This window comes from Bacillus sp. P4_E1 (assembly GCF_056401715.1).
Window position 1 is genome coordinate 1 of sequence record NZ_JBFUIV010000016.1, and the last position, 18,933, is coordinate 18,933.

General features: G+C 35.8%; 17 protein-coding genes. 8 read left to right on the forward strand and 9 right to left on the reverse strand.

The features are described from left to right. The first annotated feature begins 509 nt into the window (after positions 1-509). Positions 510-1,304, forward strand: a complete 795-nt coding sequence (locus AC1DS7_RS20505) for a sugar phosphate isomerase/epimerase family protein (protein ID WP_215585992.1) — start codon at positions 510-512, stop codon at positions 1,302-1,304. 70 nt (positions 1,305-1,374) lie between these two features. Then, positions 1,375-1,758 carry a VOC family protein gene (locus AC1DS7_RS20510; RefSeq protein WP_050001455.1) on the forward strand — a complete coding sequence of 128 codons (384 nt, stop codon included), beginning with the start codon at positions 1,375-1,377 and terminating at the stop codon, positions 1,756-1,758. Between the two features lie 44 nt (positions 1,759-1,802). Here the strand turns inward: AC1DS7_RS20510 and AC1DS7_RS20515 are convergent, their stop codons facing one another. Then, on the reverse strand, positions 1,803-2,441 hold the full coding sequence (locus tag AC1DS7_RS20515) for a zinc dependent phospholipase C family protein (RefSeq protein ID WP_050001454.1): 639 nt from the start codon (positions 2,439-2,441) through the stop codon (positions 1,803-1,805). Between the two features lie 29 nt (positions 2,442-2,470). Continuing rightward, positions 2,471-3,457 carry a quinone oxidoreductase family protein gene (locus tag AC1DS7_RS20520; protein ID WP_050001453.1) on the reverse strand — a complete coding sequence of 329 codons (987 nt, stop codon included), beginning with the start codon at positions 3,455-3,457 and terminating at the stop codon, positions 2,471-2,473. 206 nt (positions 3,458-3,663) lie between these two features. Here AC1DS7_RS20520 and AC1DS7_RS20525 point away from each other — a divergent pair, with 206 nt between their 5' ends. Beyond that, positions 3,664-4,242, forward strand: coding sequence for a sigma-70 family RNA polymerase sigma factor (locus AC1DS7_RS20525; RefSeq protein ID WP_002165914.1), 579 nt, complete (start codon positions 3,664-3,666; stop codon positions 4,240-4,242). Beyond that, complete coding sequence (locus AC1DS7_RS20530; RefSeq protein ID WP_033733901.1) at positions 4,239-4,919, forward strand: DUF3600 domain-containing protein; 681 nt, start codon at positions 4,239-4,241, stop codon at positions 4,917-4,919. The genes AC1DS7_RS20525 and AC1DS7_RS20530 overlap by 4 nt, the downstream gene beginning before the upstream one ends. Positions 4,920-4,973: 54 nt before the next feature. On the opposite strand, the gene AC1DS7_RS20535 is transcribed toward AC1DS7_RS20530, so the two are convergent. The 4 genes from AC1DS7_RS20535 to AC1DS7_RS20550 all read right to left on the reverse strand — a co-directional run bounded on the left by AC1DS7_RS20535 (position 4,974) and on the right by AC1DS7_RS20550 (position 7,326). Next, positions 4,974-5,216: a hypothetical protein gene (locus tag AC1DS7_RS20535; protein WP_003188879.1), complete on the reverse strand. Its 243-nt coding sequence runs from the start codon at positions 5,214-5,216 to the stop codon at positions 4,974-4,976. A gap of 311 nt (positions 5,217-5,527) precedes the next feature. Then, positions 5,528-5,962, reverse strand: coding sequence for a hypothetical protein (locus AC1DS7_RS20540; RefSeq protein WP_002012503.1), 435 nt, complete (start codon positions 5,960-5,962; stop codon positions 5,528-5,530). Positions 5,963-6,048: 86 nt separating this feature from the next. Next, positions 6,049-7,020: an MBL fold metallo-hydrolase gene (locus AC1DS7_RS20545; RefSeq protein ID WP_476999173.1), complete on the reverse strand. Its 972-nt coding sequence runs from the start codon at positions 7,018-7,020 to the stop codon at positions 6,049-6,051. 96 nt (positions 7,021-7,116) lie between these two features. Then, on the reverse strand, positions 7,117-7,326 hold the full coding sequence (locus AC1DS7_RS20550; RefSeq protein WP_002127081.1) for a DUF3925 family protein: 210 nt from the start codon (positions 7,324-7,326) through the stop codon (positions 7,117-7,119). 225 nt (positions 7,327-7,551) lie between these two features. Between AC1DS7_RS20550 and bsaA the strand changes: the two genes are divergently transcribed. Next, positions 7,552-8,034, forward strand: a complete 483-nt coding sequence (bsaA, locus tag AC1DS7_RS20555; RefSeq protein ID WP_002127083.1) for a glutathione peroxidase — start codon at positions 7,552-7,554, stop codon at positions 8,032-8,034. An 83-nt stretch (positions 8,035-8,117) separates the two neighbouring features. On the opposite strand, the gene AC1DS7_RS20560 is transcribed toward bsaA, so the two are convergent. Genes AC1DS7_RS20560 through AC1DS7_RS20570 form a run of 3 tightly spaced genes read right to left on the reverse strand, consistent with a single transcriptional unit; the run spans position 8,118 to position 12,519 of the window. Continuing rightward, positions 8,118-10,346 (reverse strand): transglutaminase TgpA family protein, encoded by a 2,229-nt coding sequence (locus AC1DS7_RS20560; RefSeq protein ID WP_454638710.1) that lies wholly within the window; start codon positions 10,344-10,346, stop codon positions 8,118-8,120. Beyond that, a complete protein-coding gene (locus AC1DS7_RS20565) occupies positions 10,343-11,557 on the reverse strand; it encodes a DUF58 domain-containing protein (RefSeq protein WP_262449798.1) in 1,215 nt (404 codons plus the stop codon). The genes AC1DS7_RS20560 and AC1DS7_RS20565 overlap by 4 nt, the downstream gene beginning before the upstream one ends. Continuing rightward, the gene (locus tag AC1DS7_RS20570) at positions 11,557-12,519 is read right to left on the reverse strand and encodes an AAA family ATPase (protein ID WP_016120117.1); all 963 of its coding nucleotides are present in this window, start codon (positions 12,517-12,519) and stop codon (positions 11,557-11,559) included. The genes AC1DS7_RS20565 and AC1DS7_RS20570 overlap by 1 nt, the downstream gene beginning before the upstream one ends. A gap of 710 nt (positions 12,520-13,229) precedes the next feature. Here AC1DS7_RS20570 and AC1DS7_RS20575 point away from each other — a divergent pair. The 3 genes from AC1DS7_RS20575 to narJ are packed head-to-tail and all read left to right on the forward strand — an operon-like array spanning position 13,230 to position 18,928. Continuing rightward, positions 13,230-16,913, forward strand: a complete 3,684-nt coding sequence (locus AC1DS7_RS20575; RefSeq protein ID WP_063226484.1) for a nitrate reductase subunit alpha — start codon at positions 13,230-13,232, stop codon at positions 16,911-16,913. Further along, positions 16,903-18,378 carry a nitrate reductase subunit beta gene (gene narH / locus AC1DS7_RS20580; RefSeq protein WP_002168531.1) on the forward strand — a complete coding sequence of 492 codons (1,476 nt, stop codon included), beginning with the start codon at positions 16,903-16,905 and terminating at the stop codon, positions 18,376-18,378. The genes AC1DS7_RS20575 and narH overlap by 11 nt, the downstream gene beginning before the upstream one ends. Before the next feature lie 19 nt (positions 18,379-18,397). Then, the gene (gene narJ / locus AC1DS7_RS20585) at positions 18,398-18,928 is read left to right on the forward strand and encodes a nitrate reductase molybdenum cofactor assembly chaperone (protein WP_002031591.1); all 531 of its coding nucleotides are present in this window, start codon (positions 18,398-18,400) and stop codon (positions 18,926-18,928) included. Positions 18,929-18,933: the final 5 nt, after the last annotated feature.

The following is an 18,933-nucleotide window of genomic DNA, read 5'->3' on the forward strand; positions in this document are numbered from 1 at the left end:
CGAAAAAATTAGGTAAATTAGGTATCGTGTTTACGAAACAAGAAATGTTCAAAGGAACATTTGTAGAATCGAAACCACCAGCACCAAAGAAAAAGAAACCAGCTTTTACTGGTAAGAAAAAGCCTAGATAATGTGAAACTTTAATCAGTGGTGGCTGTTCCCCACTGATTATTAGCCCTCACCAATCGGGCGTTTTCGGGCAGTTAATCTCCCACCTGACTTCTTTGCTCTAACCGAATTTTGAGGTGGGAGTCTTATTGCACGGAAAATAGCGGGATAAATAAAAGGAAAGACGTAACTATGCGTAGTTACGTCTTTTTTTGTGGAATAATAGATGGAATTTTATTAACGACTATTAAAATTTCATCTATCGTAACTTTAAAAATATTAACGATTCTACAGGGAATATTGATAAAGGTGTAGCATTTCTAGTTTAGTTTGTACAAGGAAGTAACATAAAAAGAGTCGAATATTAACATGATACGAAATAATAAAAAGAAGGTACATGTATGGCTAGGAAATTAGGAATGTTTTTAAATACGAAACATATTGAAGTAAACGAAGGAATAAGAAAGGCGAGAGAATGGGATTTAGAATATATTCAACTATATGCTATGAATGAGAATTTCAATTTAGCTAATATTTCAAAGTTAGAATGGATTACTTTAAAGGATAGCTTATCTTTTAATGGGATTAAAGTCCCATCATTAGCAATTAGTTTTGGAGAAAGTGGAATTGTAGGGGCGGAAGATGAAAGTGTAATAGAGCAGTTGAAACGTGTTGCTGATAAGGGATTAGAATTAGGAGCAAACATAATAACGGCTCACATTGGAAAGATTCTAGATGTTGAAAAGAGCGAGCGATATGAAAAGATGCAAAGGGCTTGTTATGAGATAGGGGATTTATCATTAAAATTAGGGGGAGTCTTTGCTATTGAGACGGGATCTGAAAAAGCAATAGTGTTAAAAAGATTTTTAGAAAATATAAACTCAAAAGGACTAGCAGTTAACTTTGACCCAGCGAATTTAATAAGTGATGTAAATGAAAATCCGATAGAAAGTTTATTCCTATTAAAAGATTATATAGTACAAACGCATATTAAAGACTGTAAAGAATTGAAAAGCGATAGTTCAAGTAAGTATATAGAAGTCGCAGCAGGAAACGGTGAAGTAGATTTCAATATATTCTTCAAGGCATTAGATGAAATCGGATTCGACGGTTATTACATGATTGAAAGAAATGATTATTTTAACGAACTTGACGGGATGAATCAGTCGATAAATTTTGTGAAGAGGTACATATAAACTCAAAAGGAATAACAATAGCACTTGTAGAAACCTACATAGAATATAAAAACTATTAGGGGGAAAACAAATGATCCATAAAGTTGGACAAATTATGTTATACGTAAATAATCAAGATGAGGCAGTAAATTTTTGGACGGAAAAAGTAGGATTTCATGTAGTTGCAGAGGAAGATAACAAGCAAGGAATGAGATGGATTGAAATCGCTCCGACTAAGGGGGCAGAAACGAGTATTATACTACATAATAAAGAAGTTATTTCGAACATGAGCCCAGAATTAAATCTTGGTACACCGTCCTTAATGTTCTTCTCAGAAAATCTTGATCAATTATATAAAGAGCTAACAAATAAAAATGTTACTGTTGGAGAAATGGTAACTATGCCTACTGGTAAATTGTTTAACTTTGCTGATAGTGAAGGGAATTACTTTGCAGTAATGGGAAAAAATAAATAATTATATAGTTATGTGAAAATCCCCCTCGTAAATAATGAGGGGGATTAAATATTTGAAGTCAATTTTTTATTAACGAGTTGTTCTATAAAAAATGTTCCTTTTTCAATTGCAGTCTCAATATAACCAACGATTTGATCAAATGAAAACACTTGTAAGTTTTCGTGCAAGTGTTGCTCAGGGTATAGCATATCTTCAAAAATATATTGCCGAAAAGCTAAAACATTCTCTCTAGAAACCTCCTCGATATTCACAATGTTAGCCTCTTGATTAAGTAGGGTGAAGAGCTGTTGTTCTTTATCGTAATGATGCAACAATTGTGCGTTCAATAATTTAAAATCGTTATAGTACATAGGCACGATAGTTTCGTCGTTCTCAATTCTGTTTTTTAGCCAAGGTAGAAAAAATCCACTTAGCCAACTATCATCGGCAATGAGGTGGGTATAATAACCTAAAATATAAGAGGAGTCCATATGCTCTTCATATTTATGAATAAATGAATCATAATCTATTCTTCTCGTATAGTTCTTCGTTGTACCAGCGTAAAAATGTGAAGTTCCTTTTTCTTCTTTTGAATGAACAGCATCAGGAGCTACACCACCAAGTAAGAAAGAAGTTTTATCTTGAATAGATAGTTTCTCTGCAATACCGCTCGCGATAATGATATGCATAATTCGTGATCCCATGAATAACACCTCTATTTCATGTATTCATTTTAGGGAGCTGTCTGAACGTGGAGTATTACTTTCCCTGTACTTTGTCTACTTTCGACCCATTCATGTGCTTTCCCTGCATCTTGAAGAGGAAAAGATTTCGTAGCTTTAAGTTGTAAACTTCCATCGCGTAAATAACGGAAAACTTGATTCGCAGTTTCTTGAAGCAATTCAGGACGTTTTTTCCGTGTAGTGCCAAAGCTGAAACCGAGTATAGAACGGCAACTTGCGTGTAAATCTTTCGTTTGAAAACTACCAACTTCTCCGCTAGCATTGCCGAAATGGACGAGACGACCGTAATAAGCAAGGCATTCTAAACTTCTTTCGGACACAGTACCAGAAATAGAATCTAAAATAATATTAACGCCTTCTCCGTTTGTAAGTTGATTTATCCTCTCTACAAAATCTTCATCTTGATGACAAATAACATAATCAGCGCCAGCATCTAAAGCAATTTTTCTTTTTGCTTCATTTCCAACAGTACCGATAACTTTTTTAGCCCCTAATAGTTTTGCAAGTTGAATCGCTGTAGTACCAATTCCACCAGCAGCTGCATGGATTAGAACTGTTTCATCTTTTTGTAGTCTTGCAACATTTGCAAGTAAATTGTAGCTTGTAAAAGATACGATAGGGCAGGCAGCTGCAGCTTGAAAATCGACTTCATCAGGTAAAACGAAAGTAAGATTTTCGTTTGCGACAACGTATTCTGCGTAAGATCCGTTTTGAGGGAAAGCGATGACACGTTGTCCAGAATGAATATTTTTCACTTGAGAACCTACGTGTTCTACAATACCAGCTACATCTATACCTGGAATAAAAGGTAATGCTTTGTTTCCTTTTTTGCCATAGCGTGATTTAATATCGGCGAAATTAACACTAGTAGCAACAACACGAATTAAAACTTGATTGTCTGAAATAGCCGGCATCTCCACATCTGTATATTTCATCACTTCAGGACCACCGAACGAAGTTACAACGATAGCTTTCATATACATCCTCCTAAATTTGAATATATATATTATTTTAAATCTTTATTAGAAATTGGAAAATTATATAATTGTTATGCAGGGTTATAAGTGAAGCTTATGAAGTCATTGCATCATTATATTAATTTATTTGAAAAAACTTTGAAAGAAATCGAACGGAATATCGTTTTCTTGCCAATATATAGTGTAGGACAAAGGAGGGATGGTACATGAAGGGTGAAACAGTGTATTCAGATTTAATCCAATTAACTTTATCAGGCAATAAAGAAGCATATAGCGAATTGTATGATAAAACGATTCAAGAAATATATAAGACAGCACATTTTTTAATAGAAGACAAAGCAGATGTAGATGATGTCGTTCAAGAAATATACATACAGCTATATGAATCGCTTCGTAAATATGATAGCGAGAAGCCATTTAGACCTTGGCTAATTGGACTTGCGATTAAACAAATTCATTCTTATAGAAGGAAGAGGTGGATGCGACTACGAATTGTAAAAAAAGCAGAAGAGCAAAGAAAACCAGTACAAATTGATTTTTCTAGCGATGTTGTAAGTAAAATATCAAATCAAAAATTAATCGAACTCATTCATAAGTTACCGTATAAATTGAAACAAGTTATTATCTTAAGATACTTACACGATTACTCTCAAGAAGAAGTAGCACAAATATTACATATTCCAATCGGTACAGTGAAGTCTAGAATTCATGCGGCATTAAAGAAACTACGTCAAAAAGAGCAAGTAGAAGAAATCTTTTTAGGAGAGGTAGGGAATGTGAAATGAGCTTAGATTGTAGAGTTAGAGAATCTATACAAGAAGAAGCGAAGGGGATTATTGCCCCGCCGGAGTTAAAAGAAAAAGTAATTGTTCAAATAAAAATGAAGAGCGGGGGAAGTAAAAGGAAGAAGCGCCTTATCGCAGGAGTGCTTGCAGCCGTATTTTTAATCCCAACGACTGCTTTTGCTTACCAATCTATTATGGCGGATGGTATATACGGATCTTTTGAGAACTTAAAAAAACATGCCGGAGCTATAACATTAGAAGGATACATGCGTTTTAATGCAAAGTTATCACAAGCGAAAGACGAAATGGGTGCGAAGGAATATGAAGAGTTTACAAAAGAACTAAAGAAATTAACAAATGCAAAGCTTGAGTACGGGGATTCGAACGGTAATATTGATTATGATCAATTATCACCAGCTAAAAAAGAGGAAATGAAAAAGGTAGAAATGGAACTTCAGCCGTATTTTGATAAATTAAATGGCCATAAATCTAGTAAAGAAGTATTAACTTCAGAAGAGTATGAACAATATATGGAAGCGTTAATGTCATATCAAACTGTATTAGTAAAAGCGAAATCGAGTGGTGGGATAACAGTAGAAGAAGTACCTGAAGCGTATAAAGAAAGATTTATTAAAGCAGAACAGTTTATGGAGTATGTAGATGAAAAGGTGAGATAAGTAAAAAAGCTCATAGCTTAAGCTGTGAGCTTTTCTTATTGAAACGTAAATATATTAACCACCTATTCCTTTTGCTAGCAATAAGAAATATACAAATATTAGTATGACTCCATTTAATGTCGTACCAACTATTTTAAATAGCCAATTCTTTGATGCGATCGCAAAAATAATACCGAGTAATGAAAGAATACTTAGAAGCACAATAATTAATGTTAAATTTGCATTAGGTCCTCTTAAAATAAAGAAAGAACATATACTTGTGATAAACGTTAGAAACGAGAAAGTCCCTAATTTCATAATAAGTCTCCCTTGTTTGAAATGTATTTTGATTTAGTGCGCGACTTTCTTTAGTTTAACATAAATTTCCTATTACCAATTAAATATATGAACAATAAAAAACGAGTATAAAATCTATGCGATTTCATACTCGTTTTGTTATTACTTAAATTTCCTTACCACATGTATAGCAACTCTTACAAGGAGTATTGCACTTATAAATAAACCACCATAACCAACGACACTTAAAAATTGAACATTAGGTTCTTTTGCATACAAGTTAGGGGCAGAATTATCTTGATTTGCTTAATAAAGTGAAAGTGGGAAATCACTTAGTTATATTCCTTACTATTCTCCTTGTCTTTTTGTATCAAACAATCTAAAAGTGAGTAACCAGCTATTAAACTAATAATGGTAACGAAAGTTGTATTCACAAGAATAATATTAGTTAAATAAGGTAGGTATTTGCCAACTGGTGAAAAGAGTAGGGCTGGAGAAAAGGAAATGAATAGTGTTGGCAACGTAATAGCGATAAATTTATCCGGCTGAAAGCTCCAGTTTTGTTTGCTCGTTTCGCGATTAATGGATTGTAGGAATCGTAATAAAATGCCGAACAAAAGAGGGAAGAGTGTAAAGTAGAATAACCTTGGATAAAAGTTAAAGTTCACTTGCGCGTCTGTTTCTAAATAAAATTGAATTTTTACTCCTACAAATAATAATAAGATGATAAATAATGTAAAGCAGAGGTAAAGTATCAATTTTTGCATTCCATTCCACCATCCTTTATTAAAAAATATATTCAAAAAAAGAAGAGATATACAATAACTACTGTTATATATCTCTTCTTTTACTGTTAGTTGATAGTGGATTTGGATTTCTCTTGCTTCGTGAAATAATCAATAATGCCCATTGCACTAATTTCTATATCTAGATGTAAAATGTTATAAACGGAATGATTTGATGGAACGTTTAACTTTGTAAGATGAGAAGAGATTTTATCCATTAATAAAGTTTGTAAAGCTTTAGTCGCTTCATCGAAATCATTATACTTTTCAAAGACTTCTTTACCAGTACCAACGAAAATAGGTAACCAATGTTCAAGTTGGTTATATACTTCTGTAACATTGGATGATGCGCCGTAATGACCGAAATAAATAGTATCTACATTCATACTTTGAATATGATTTTTAGAAGCAATCATCGCATCTGGCTGGAATTGTGAAGGAGACGTTGATGGTAGATATAGTTCTACATCAAGGTCTGCGAGTTCTCTATAATAAATTCCTATTGTATCGCCAGTAAAAATGCCGTTTGTTAATGAATCGTGAATGCTAATATGGTGCTTCGCATGTCCCGGTGTATTATAAAATGAAAGTGTACGGTCTTCTGCAACTTTTAATGTATCACCATTTTGTACAATATGAACACGTTCTTCTTCAATTGGAAGAATTGGATCAAAAAGTTTATCAAAATCTTCTTTGTACACAGCTTTTGCGCCAAGAATTAGTTTTGTTGGATCAATCATATGACGAGCCCCGCGCGGATGCACAAATAGAGTAGCATTTGGGCACTTTTCCATCATTAACCCTGCTGCGCCTGCGTGATCTAAATGAACATGTGTAACGATAATGTTTTTTACATCATTTAAATTAATATGTAATTGCTGTAATCCGTCTAAAATATAGGGAAGAGAAGGGGCCGCACAAGTTTCAATTAAAGTAATATCGTCACCTAATAAAACGTATGTACCTGTGCGTTCATCATGTTGTAAGTCATAATCATCAATAAGATATAGATGAGAAGATAGTTGTTCTACTTTTTTCATACTTACCACTCCTTATATACGGTATGTATCTATTATACGCTAAAAATAGAAAAAGACAGAAAACGAAAGCTCGTCTTCTGCCCTTTTGTAATGTAGTTATTTCGTTTGTTCTTTATTGATAGACATAACGAACAGTCCAACAATGCCACCAACGATCGGAAGCATAATTTCTCCTGCTAAATTAAAGTAGGAGCTTAAAAATAAACCATTTACATCGATTACCCAGCCAATAACATACAATAACATCATATATAGTACGAAATAAAACTCGCGATTTGAAATCGTTTCATGTTGTGCAGTTTTCATAATGAACACCATCCTTTTCTATTATAATGGAAATATAAACTGTCACATTTTGTTCACAAATTAATTGTAAAACTTTCCATCATAAAAGTCTAGTATATTGTGTCGAATTTTCGAACGAAAATAAAGCGCTATCATTCCGATATGTGAGTACGTAATAAGAGCTGTATATTCACGAATGTAGTATAGTATAAACATAGAATGATAGTGAAGAGAGGGGTAGGAACAATGACAGTTTATGATTTTTCAGCTAAAACAATAACAGGAGAAGATAAATCGTTAAAAGATTACGAAGGAAAAGTACTGCTTATTGTAAATGTAGCTAGTAAATGTGGATTTACACCACAATATAAAGGGTTACAGGAAGTATATGATAAATATAAAGACCAAGGACTAGAAATACTCGGTTTCCCTTGTAATCAATTTGGGGGACAAGAACCAGGCACAGAAGCTGATATTACTAGTTTTTGTGAATTGAACTACGGTGTGAACTTCCCGATGTTTGCGAAGATTGATGTGAAAGGTGATAAGGCTCATCCTCTCTATACATACATGACAGAACAAGCGCCAGGTTTACTCGGTATGAAAGCAGTGAAATGGAACTTTACTAAGTTTCTAATTGGAAAAGACGGGAAAGTAGTAGGACGTTTTGCACCGCAGACGAAGCCGGTGGATTTAGAGGTTGAGATTGAGAAGGTGCTTGGGGAATAATTAGGAGTTTCACTTTATTAAAAAACGCCTCAAAGAACAATGTAGTTCTTTGAGGTGTTTTCTTTAAACTCACATTATCAAGATTAAATCACTCTATCGTAGTCGTTTGATTTAGGCAGAGAAGCTGCTTTTTTCATAAGCACTTCCCATAAGTGTACGGATGTCTTCCATGCGGCTGCGGCCTGTTCCTTTTGATACATAGCGTTCTCATAACTGAAAGTAAGTTGTTGCATATCGGCCGAATTGTAAAGTGTATCGATGTGGAGAGCGTATTCTCGGAATGTTTGACTTTCACCCCGTGGTATGCCGATTCTCGCAAATTGTTTTAAAAGTGCACCGTAAGCTTTTTGATAAACAGCATCATCTTTTCGGTATTTATAGAAAAGAATAATAAAAAATGTAATCCATTTCATTCTAGTGGTGAAGAGAATGTATCCGATGATACTAATCGGTATCGTAGAGAGGAATACGTACCACCAAGAAAAATCATTTTTGGAATTTGTAATCTTTTTAGTAGAGGCTTCTTCTGTATTTTCTATTAAACTTTTGAGCTTTGCTTCATTGTTCCGTTGGTGTATTGGCTCGTTATTAGAATTATTTACTTCGTTATTTTGTGAAGTAGAAGCAGGAGTATTATTTGTAAAATTATAGGGATTGGTAAATCCTTTTGTTGGTTCGAATGGAATCCATCCGTATCCTGGGAAATATACTTCGACCCAAGAGTGTGCGTTATTGTTCGCGATTGTATAAACATTCTCACCTTCTGCAGAGGCAAGTGTATTCTCCAGAGTTCCTTCTGTAAATCCTTTTACCCAGCGAGCAGGAATCCCAGCAGAACGAAGTAACACGATCATAGATGTCGAAAAATTATTGCAGTAACCGCTTTTTGTATCGAAAAGGAATTGATCTACATAGTCTTGGTTTTTGGCAGGGTATAAGACATTCATTGTTTCGTATACAAAAGAATTGTCTGTAAAGTAATTTTCAATAGCTAATACTTTATCATATCGGTTGTCTTTATCATTTGTAAGATTGACAGCCAAGTCTTTTACTCGCTGCGGTAATGATTCGGGAAGTTGTGTGTACTTTGTCATGAAATAAGGACTTGTTTCATGACCTTCATTCGTTTTTACAGATTTCAAATTTTCTATGGAAAACTCCGGAACCTCATATGTTACTTTATACGAATTTAAAGTAGTAGAAGAGTCTTCGTGCATCGTATAGATTTTTTCTGAAAATGGGTCAACGCTGTATGATACATCAGAAGAAGCCTCAACTGATACTAATCCTGCTGGATAGGTAAGGTGAGGATAACTTTTTTGCATGGTGATTGTTGCCTCAGTTATCTCCGTTTTTGTATTTGGTTCGTACCAGCTCACGACGTCGTTTTTATTTTTAAAAGAAACTTTTTTTCGATTTTCAGAAACATCCCAACCTTTTCCTGTATAAAAATCTTTTGTTTCTACTCTCCAATATTGTTTGTTTTGCGTTTGTGCTGTAAAAATAATTGTATTATCCGGCTTAAAAGGACCGCCTAATTGCGAGTCATCTAGACCATATCCAATTTTAGAAACTGCTTGTTCTTTACTTGCTTCAGATGTGTTGAATTTCAAAAAATCCATTGGGTTTGGCCATTGAGGGCCAAATTTTGGAGCAAAGTATGCGATGGTTGCTGACAATACAATAAATATTGTAAGAGGTCTAAGTAATTTTGAGATTGCTCTAGCATAATTTTGTAAGTGTTCCATCTTTTTTATTCGTTCTATTTGAAGAAGACTAAGTATAAAAAAGCCGATGACAACAGTACGAATAATAGCGTAGTTTGCATTGTATAAATGTAAGTTATGAAAAGTTGTGATATAAATAATAGTCATTGCAAGAAATAACAACCCACGTTTTTTATGAATAACCCAAAAAGAGCTGAAAGAACTCAAAAACCAAAATGATAGAAAAAATAATAATGTTGGAAAAACTGGAGAAATATCTAGCAAATCCCCCTGGAAAAACAGAGAGGAATTTCGAGAAATATCAGCAAAAAATTTTGTTAGCCAAGATGGATTTATAAAAGCATTTTTATAATACAGGAAATGAATGATGAATAAGATCGTGACGATCTTTATTGGAATCTGCCACCTTGTTTGAAAAAAAGAGAGAGTGAAGCAAATTCCTATAAATATTACAAAAATATCTAATCTACCTACGTTTGTAATACCTATAAGGGGTCTTAGCCATTCTAGTAAAAGTAAAAATGCGCATGCATGCATGAAGAATCTGCTCATATCCCATTTGTATTTTGTTTGTAATGTTATCATTTGCTCACCTCAAAAAACACGTTTGTATACCGGTTCCCATAAACCACATTTACAAATATTTTTCGTTTTTGTAGAGTTTCTAGAATACTTAGTTCTCGATGTGAGAGTTGATTTGTTTTTTCTTTCACGACAAACACCATTAATTTTCTGTTTTTTATAGCGGCATAGTCAGCCGCCTTTTGAATATCGGGAGAAAGATCGCTTGTCACGAGTATAATCGTTACGGGCTCATAAATTTTTCTTAATTCCATTTCTACACTTCGAGAGAGCGGGAATACACTGTCTGCTTGTACTTTCGCTAAATGACAAAAGATTTGTTGTAACTGACTATCTCCATTGTCTAAAGGGAAAAAAGTTCGTTCTTTTCCGACAGACACGAATGACGCTGGTGAATTTTGCTTCAAGACAGCCCTCACAATAGAGGCAGTAAACGTTACGACTGATTCGAATAGAGGGGACTCAGTTCTGTCCATAAATATCATAATATTATGGCTGCGCTGTTGTTCAAACTCTTTCGTCATAATGTTGTTTGTTCGTGCAGTTGCTTTCCAATCAATCCATGAAAAGCGGTCACCAGGTTTATAGTCTCTGACACCGACAGAGATTGTAGAGTCTTTTACTAAATTTATATTTGCTGAAAGCGCTCCTTGTTCGAAATGATTTTCCAATTGTCGATACGTTATATCTACGTACTGGGGATAGATTAAAAATGTATCTGGAACTGAAAAAGTTACTTCTTTCTCCATCATTCCGAATAGATCACCAGTTTTGACACGTACGCTTGAAAAAGTGTGCTCTCCTCTAGGGATTGTGTCAATAACATATTGAAACGAAATATTCCGTTTGAATCCTGGAAAGAGTATTACCTTATTCACCTTCGTTTGTATACAACTTGTAAATTGTGAAGGTAGTTCATCTTCTATAACTAAATAAAGTAAGGGAAAAGGAAATTTTCTTTTTATTGTAATAGTGCTTAAAAATTGTTCTCCTGCTGCATATTCATTTTGGTTTGTTATTCGTTTTACTTCAGCGTCTCGTAAAGCGTAGAAGGGAAGTAGTATTGAATAAAGACCAATAGGAATCGTACTGTAAAACAAAAACCAACTTACAAATCCTCCTTGAAGCATAGCGTACACAAATGTTAAGACTAGGCATAAAGGGATTAGCAATAACTTCGTAACGTGATATAGTGCTCGTAGTAGTCGTTTCATCAAAGTTTTTTCGTCCTTTGAGTCGGCACAGTAGTTCGTGCAACGATTTTGGCGATAACTTGTTCTCCTGTTATTCCTTCAAATCTTGCTTCCATTTTTAGAATGAGTCTGTGAGCTAAAACGTAAGGAGCTAAAAATTTAACATCGTCTGGAATAACATAATTTCTGCCATGGATGAATGCATAAGCTTGTGAAGCTTTCATTAAAGCGATTGAGCCGCGTGGACTTGCACCTAGCTGTATAGAACTATAAGAACGAGTCTGAGTAACAAGCTTTACAATGTAATGCTTGATTGCTTTGTCCATGCTTACTTCCCGTACGCTTTGTTGTAAATAAAGTAATTCTTTTATTGTAGTAATAGCTTGTAAATGAGAGAGTGGATTTGTTTTTTCCATCCGGTTTAAAATTTCAAATTCTTCTTCTGGTGTAGGATATCCCATTCTTAGCTTCAACAAGAAACGATCGAGCTGAGCTTCTGGTAAAGGATATGTTCCCTCATATTCGACCGGATTTTGTGTAGCCATTACAAAGAAAGGTTTTGGTAACGATCTTGTAATGCCATCTATTGTGATAGTGCCTTCTTCCATACTTTCAAGTAAGGCAGATTGTGTCTTTGGAGATGTACGATTAATTTCATCAGCAAGTACAAAATTCCCCATAATCGGTCCAGGCTTGAACTCAAATTGGAGTTCTTTTGGATTATAAATAGAAACACCTGTTACATCTGACGGCAGTAAATCAGGTGTGAATTGAATACGCTTGTAATCGGCATCAATGGATTTAGAAAGAGCACGTACTAGCATTGTTTTCCCAACGCCAGGAACATCTTCTAATAGTACATGACCTTCAGCTAAGAGAGCTGTCAAAGCTAAGATCGTTTCTTTTCGTTTTCCGACCATTAATTTTTCAATATTGGTGATTATTTTTTCTACTATGGGATGTAATGAATCAAGCTGGGGCATCGTAATCCTCCTAATTTTATTATCGTTTCTAATTCATTTTTATGTTAAAGAAAAGGAGTTCCTTCATTTTAATGCAGTATAATATTAATCTAAGAGGTAAGTAGGAATGGTTTATATAAGTTCATATTGAGAACTTATATAAATAGGAAAAACTTAAATGTTAAAAAATCATGGTGATATACTTTATAATTTCTATGTCCCCAAAGGAAATCCTACTCGTAATTTTATGAATATTCAGATTATATATGTGGATAACATCTAGTATAATTGTTTCCGTAATTAAGGGCAATACAGTAAATAATGATTTGTAGTTTTATCCCTCTATTTGCGGGCTGATTAAAGTTTCACTTTATATAAAATATGTCTTGATAATAGTATCGTTGCAGAAAAGTAAATTCCTTATAGCATTATTGAAGTAGTATCAAAACTCTTTTTAATATATTTATATAAAAACGTAGGAATTTCTCCTGCGTTTTTTCTTATGCAAAAAAAGGTGAATCCTCCAAATACTATTCTCCTAATAAGCCCACCGCTGACCGAAATCTTCACAACAAAACAAAGTAATCTTTACTTATAAATGTTTCCCCTTAAACCGATTTCCAAATGAATTTATGACAATCTCTTGAACTGTGCGAAATGTCACATCTGTATTTTACAACCTCTTTTATAGTAAGGGTATGTAAGAGAGACGTACTAAAGGAGTGAACAGTATGAAGAAGAAACCTTCAGCATTAATGAGACGTTTAAAATATTTTTCACCAATAGATCGTTATAACGATAATCATACACAAGAAACATATGAAGATCGTGAATGGGAAAATGTGTACAGAAAGCGTTGGCAGCATGATAAAGTAATCCGTTCTACACACGGTGTGAACTGTACTGGTTCTTGTAGCTGGAACATTTATGTGAAAGATGGAATTGTAACATGGGAGGGTCAAGAGCTTAACTATCCAACAACAGGTCCTGATATGCCTGATTTTGAACCACGAGGATGTCCGCGTGGAGCGAGTTTTTCTTGGTACATTTACAGTCCGCTTCGTGTGAAATATCCGTATGTACGTGGTGTTCTATGGAGTATGTGGCAAGAGGAACTACAAAATAACGAGTCACCACTAGACGCTTGGAAAAGCATTGTGGAAAACCCTGAAAAAGCACGTACGTATAAGCAGGCGCGTGGTAAAGGGGGATTCATTCGTGCGAATTGGGATGAAGTATTACAACTCGTTTCTGCTTCATTACTATACACAGTAATTAAATACGGTCCAGACCGAAATGTTGGTTTTTCACCAATTCCAGCAATGTCGATGTTAAGTCATGCAGCTGGTAGCCGCTTTATGCAACTTATGGGTGGACCAATGCTTAGCTTTTATGATTGGTACGCAGATTTACCACCAGCTTCTCCGCAAATTTGGGGTGATCAAACTGATGTACCAGAAAGTAGTGACTGGTATAACTCTGGATACATTATGACATGGGGTTCAAATGTACCGATGACGAGAACACCAGATGCTCACTTTTTAGCAGAGGTTCGATATAAAGGAACGAAAGTCGTTTCTGTAAGTCCTGACTTTGCCGAGTCTACAAAGTTTGCAGATGATTGGATTAGTGTGAAACAAGGTACAGATGGTGCACTTGCGATGGCAATGGGGCATGTGATCTTACAAGAATTTTACGTAGATAATCAAGTGGAATACTTCACAAAGTATGCGAAGCAATATACTGATTTTCCTTTCTTTGTCACATTGAAAGAAAAAGGAGATCAATTCGTTGCTGATCGTTTCTTAAATGCTTCTGATATTGGACGTGAAACGAAGTTAGGGGAATGGAAACCTGTAATTTGGAACGAGAATACGAATGATTTTGCAACACCTCACGGCACAATGGGATCACGTTGGGATAACGAAAAGAAATGGAACTTACGTTTAGAAGATGAACAGACAGGTGCAACGATTGATCCACGTCTTTCTTTACTTGGAATGGAAGATAGTGTTGAAACAGTGCAAATTCCGTACTTCTCTGATGATGGAAATACAATATTAGAACGTACAATTCCAGTGAAAAAAGTTATGACAGAAGAAGGCGAAGTGTGCGTTACAACTGTATATGACTTAACGTTAGCAAATTACGGTGTGAACCGAGGGCTCGGCGGGCAAGAACCGAAAGATTTCAATGATGATGTGCCGTTTACACCTGCATGGCAAGAGAAAATGACCGGAGTAAAGCGAGAGCTTATTATTCAAATTGCTCGTGAGTTCGCGCAAAATGCAGTTGATACGAATGGCCGCTCGATGATTATTATGGGAGCTGGTATTAACCATTGGTTTAACTCTGATACGATTTATCGCGCAGTTTTAAATCTTGTTCTTCTTGTTGGGGCACAAGGTGTAAACGGCGGCGGTTGGGCACATTATGTTGGTCAAGAAAAATTACGACCAGCAGAAGGATGGCAAACAATCGCGATGGCGAAAGATTGGCAAGGGCCACCGAAATTACAAAACGGTACATCTTTCTTCTATTTCGTAACAGATCAATGGCGTTATGAAGATACACCTGTTGGACATTTAGCATCACCAGTTGAGGGCAACTCTCGTTATCAACATCACGGTGATTACAACGTATTAGCAGCACGACTTGGCTGGTTACCTTCTTATCCAACATTCGAGAAGAATGGAATTGAATTATATAAAGAAGCTGTTGCTGCTGGTGCAACAACACAAGAAGAAATCGGAAAATACGTTGCACAAAAACTAAAAGAAAAAGAACTGAAATTTGCGATTGAAGACCCAGATAATAAAAACAACTTCCCGCGTAACTTATTCGTATGGCGTGCAAACTTAATTTCAAGTTCCGGTAAAGGACACGAATATTTCTTAAAACATTTATTAGGTACAACAAACGGATTAATGAATGACGATAGTGACTCATTAAGACCAGAAGAAATTAAGTGGCATGAAGATGCACCTGAAGGGAAGTTAGATTTACTCATTAATTTAGATTTCCGTATGGCTGGAACGGCGCTTTATTCTGATATCGTCTTACCTGCTTCAACTTGGTATGAAAAGCATGATTTAAGCAGTACGGATATGCATCCATTTGTGCATCCATTTAATCCAGCAATCGGTTCACCGTGGGAAGCACGCTCTGACTGGGATATTTTCACCTCTCTTTCTAAAGCTGTGTCAGATTTAGCGAAGAAAATCGATCTTGAACCAATGAAAGAAGTCGTTGCAACACCACTTCTTCACGATACACCGCAAGAATTAGCGCAACCACTTGGCAAGATTAAAGACTGGAGCAAAGGTGAGTGTGAACCGATCCCAGGTAAAACAATGCCGCAAATTCATGTTGTCGAAAGGGATTATAAAACGATTTATGACAAGATGACAGCGCTTGGACCAAATACCGGAAAACAACCGATTGGTACGAAAGGGATTTCTTGGTCGGCAGAAAAAGAATATGAGCAATTAAAGAGTCGATTAGGAGTTGTTCGAACGGATTCTATTGCGAAGGGGTGCCCAGACATAAAAGAAGCAATTAATGCTGCTGAGGCGGTATTAACACTTTCTTCTACAACAAACGGTCATATGGCGGTAAAAGCATGGGAAGCGCTTGAAAAACAAACCGATTTAAAACTACGTGACTTAGCAGAAGAACGTGAAGAAGAATGCTTCACATTTGAACAAATTACAGCGCAGCCTAAAACAGTAATTACTTCTCCGGCCTTTACGGGTTCTGAAAAAGGTGGACGCCGTTACTCACCATTTACAACAAATGTTGAACGTCTCATCCCTTGGAGAACGATAACTGGTCGACAATCTTTCTACTTAGATCACGACATGATGAAAGAATTTGGCGAAACGATGGCAACATTTAAACCAATACTGCAACATAAACCATTCCGTAAATCACGCCCTGAAGTAGAAGGGAAAGAAATTACACTAAACTATTTAACACCGCATAATAAGTGGTCGATTCATAGTATGTACTTCGATTCATTACCAATGTTAACGCTGTTTAGAGGTGGTCCAACTGTTTGGATGAATAAAGATGATGCGAATGAAGCTGGTGTTGCTGATAATGATTGGATTGAATGCTTTAACCGTAACGGCGTAGTCGTAGCACGTGCTGTTGTAACGCACCGTATACCGAGGGGGATGGCATTTATGCATCATGCGCAAGATCGTCACATTAACGTGCCTGGTACGAAATTAACAAGCACCCGCGGGGGAACACATAATAGTCCAACCCGTATTCACGTTAAACCAACACATATGATTGGTGGATATGGCCAATTAAGCTATGGATTTAACTATTATGGTCCGACTGGGAACCAGCGTGACTTAAACGTTGTAATCCGTAAACTGAAGGAGGTAGATTGGCTTGAAGATTAAAGCGCAAGTCGGAATGGTAATGAACTTAGATAAATGCATCGGCTGCCATACTTGTAGCGTAACATGCAAAAACACCTGGACGAATCGTCCAGGTGCTGAATATATGTACTTCAATAACGTAGAAACGAAACCTGGAATTGGTTATCCGAAACAATGGGAAAATCAGGAGAAATACAAAGGCGGCTGGGAATTGAAAAATGGTGAAATTCAGCTGAAATCCGGTTCGAAAATAAAGCGTCTTATGAATATTTTTCACAATCCAGATCAACCAACAATTGATGATTACTTTGAACCTTGGAATTATGATTATGAAACATTAACAAATAGCCCGCAGCGTAAGCATCAACCAGTTGCTCGTCCGAAATCAGCAATTACGGGTGAATTTATCGACAAAATTGAATGGGGTCCAAACTGGGAAGATGATTTAGCAGGCGGACATATAACAGGGTTACAAGATCCGAACGTCAAGAAAATGGAAGAAGGAATTAAAACGGATTTTGAAAATGTCTTTATGATGTATTTACCACGTATTTGCGAACATTGTATGAATCCATCTTGCGTTTCTTCTTGTCCATCGGGTGCGATGTATAAACGTGAAGAAGATGGGATTGTTCTTGTGGATCAAAATGCATGTCGTGCATGGAGATTTTGTGTATCGTCTTGTCCGTATAAAAAAGTATATTTTAACTGGCAAACAAATAAAGCTGAAAAATGTACAATGTGTTTCCCTCGTATTGAAGCTGGTATGCCAACAATTTGTTCTGAAACATGTGTAGGACGTATTCGATATATTGGGGTAATGCTATATAACGCTGATAAAGTAAAAGAAGCGGCTTCTGTTGAAAATGAAAAAGATTTATATGAATCTCAGCTTACTGTTTTCCTAGATCCAAATGATCCAGAAGTAGCAGCTGAAGCGAAAAAACAAGGCATTCCTGAAGAGTGGATTAAAGCAGCACAACAGTCACCAATCTATAAAATGATTATCGATTGGAAAATCGCTCTACCTCTTCATCCAGAGTATCGTACAATGCCAATGGTTTGGTATATCCCGCCGCTTAGCCCAATTATGAACATGGTGGAGGGGAAAGGTAGTAACTGGCAAGCAGAAGAGATTTTCCCTGCTATTGATAATATGCGTATTCCAATTCAATATTTAGCGAATTTACTCACTGCAGGAGATGAATCACATATTCGTCTTACATTGAAAAAATTGGCTGTCATGCGAACACATATGAGAGCATTGCAAATTAATAAAGAACCAAATGAAGCTGTATTAAAAGAACTCGGTTTAACGAAAGAAGATGTAGAAGATATGTATCGTCTTCTTGCTATTGCGAAATATAAAGATCGCTTTGTTATCCCGACGTCTCACCGCGAACAAGTTGCAGATTTATATAGCGAGCAAGGAAGTTGTGGTTTATCTTTCGCAGGTGGGCCAGGCTCTTGTACGACAATTTCTTAAAAAAAGGGGGCAGAAAACTATGAAACAAAGTTTACAAACAGCTTTTTCTTGTTCTTCTTTTCTTCTCTCCTATCCTGAACTAGGTTGGAGGGAAGCTTTACTAGAATTACAGGAAGAGATTCAAGAAATTGAACAGGAAGAAATCAGAGCATCACTTACAACATTTATAAAAGAAGCGCTAAATAAAACAGACAATCAACTTATTGATTCTTACGTCTATACATTCGACTTTGGAAAGAAGACAAATATGTATCTTACCTACATGAAAACAGGTGAACAAAGAGAGCGTGGAATTGAATTATTAGAGTTAAAACAGCATTATCAAAAATCTGGTTTTAACGTAACAGATAAAGAACTACCTGATTATTTACCGCTTCTACTTGAGTTTCTTGCAAACGCGAATGAAAAAGATAGCGAGCCAATTATGAGTAAATACACGGAAAATATACAAGCGTTGCACGGGCAATTAAAAGAAGCAAACTGTATGTATGAACCAATTCTCGCCGCTGTTCTACTCGCTATCAATACATGGGGTGTACAGGCAAATTAGAAAGG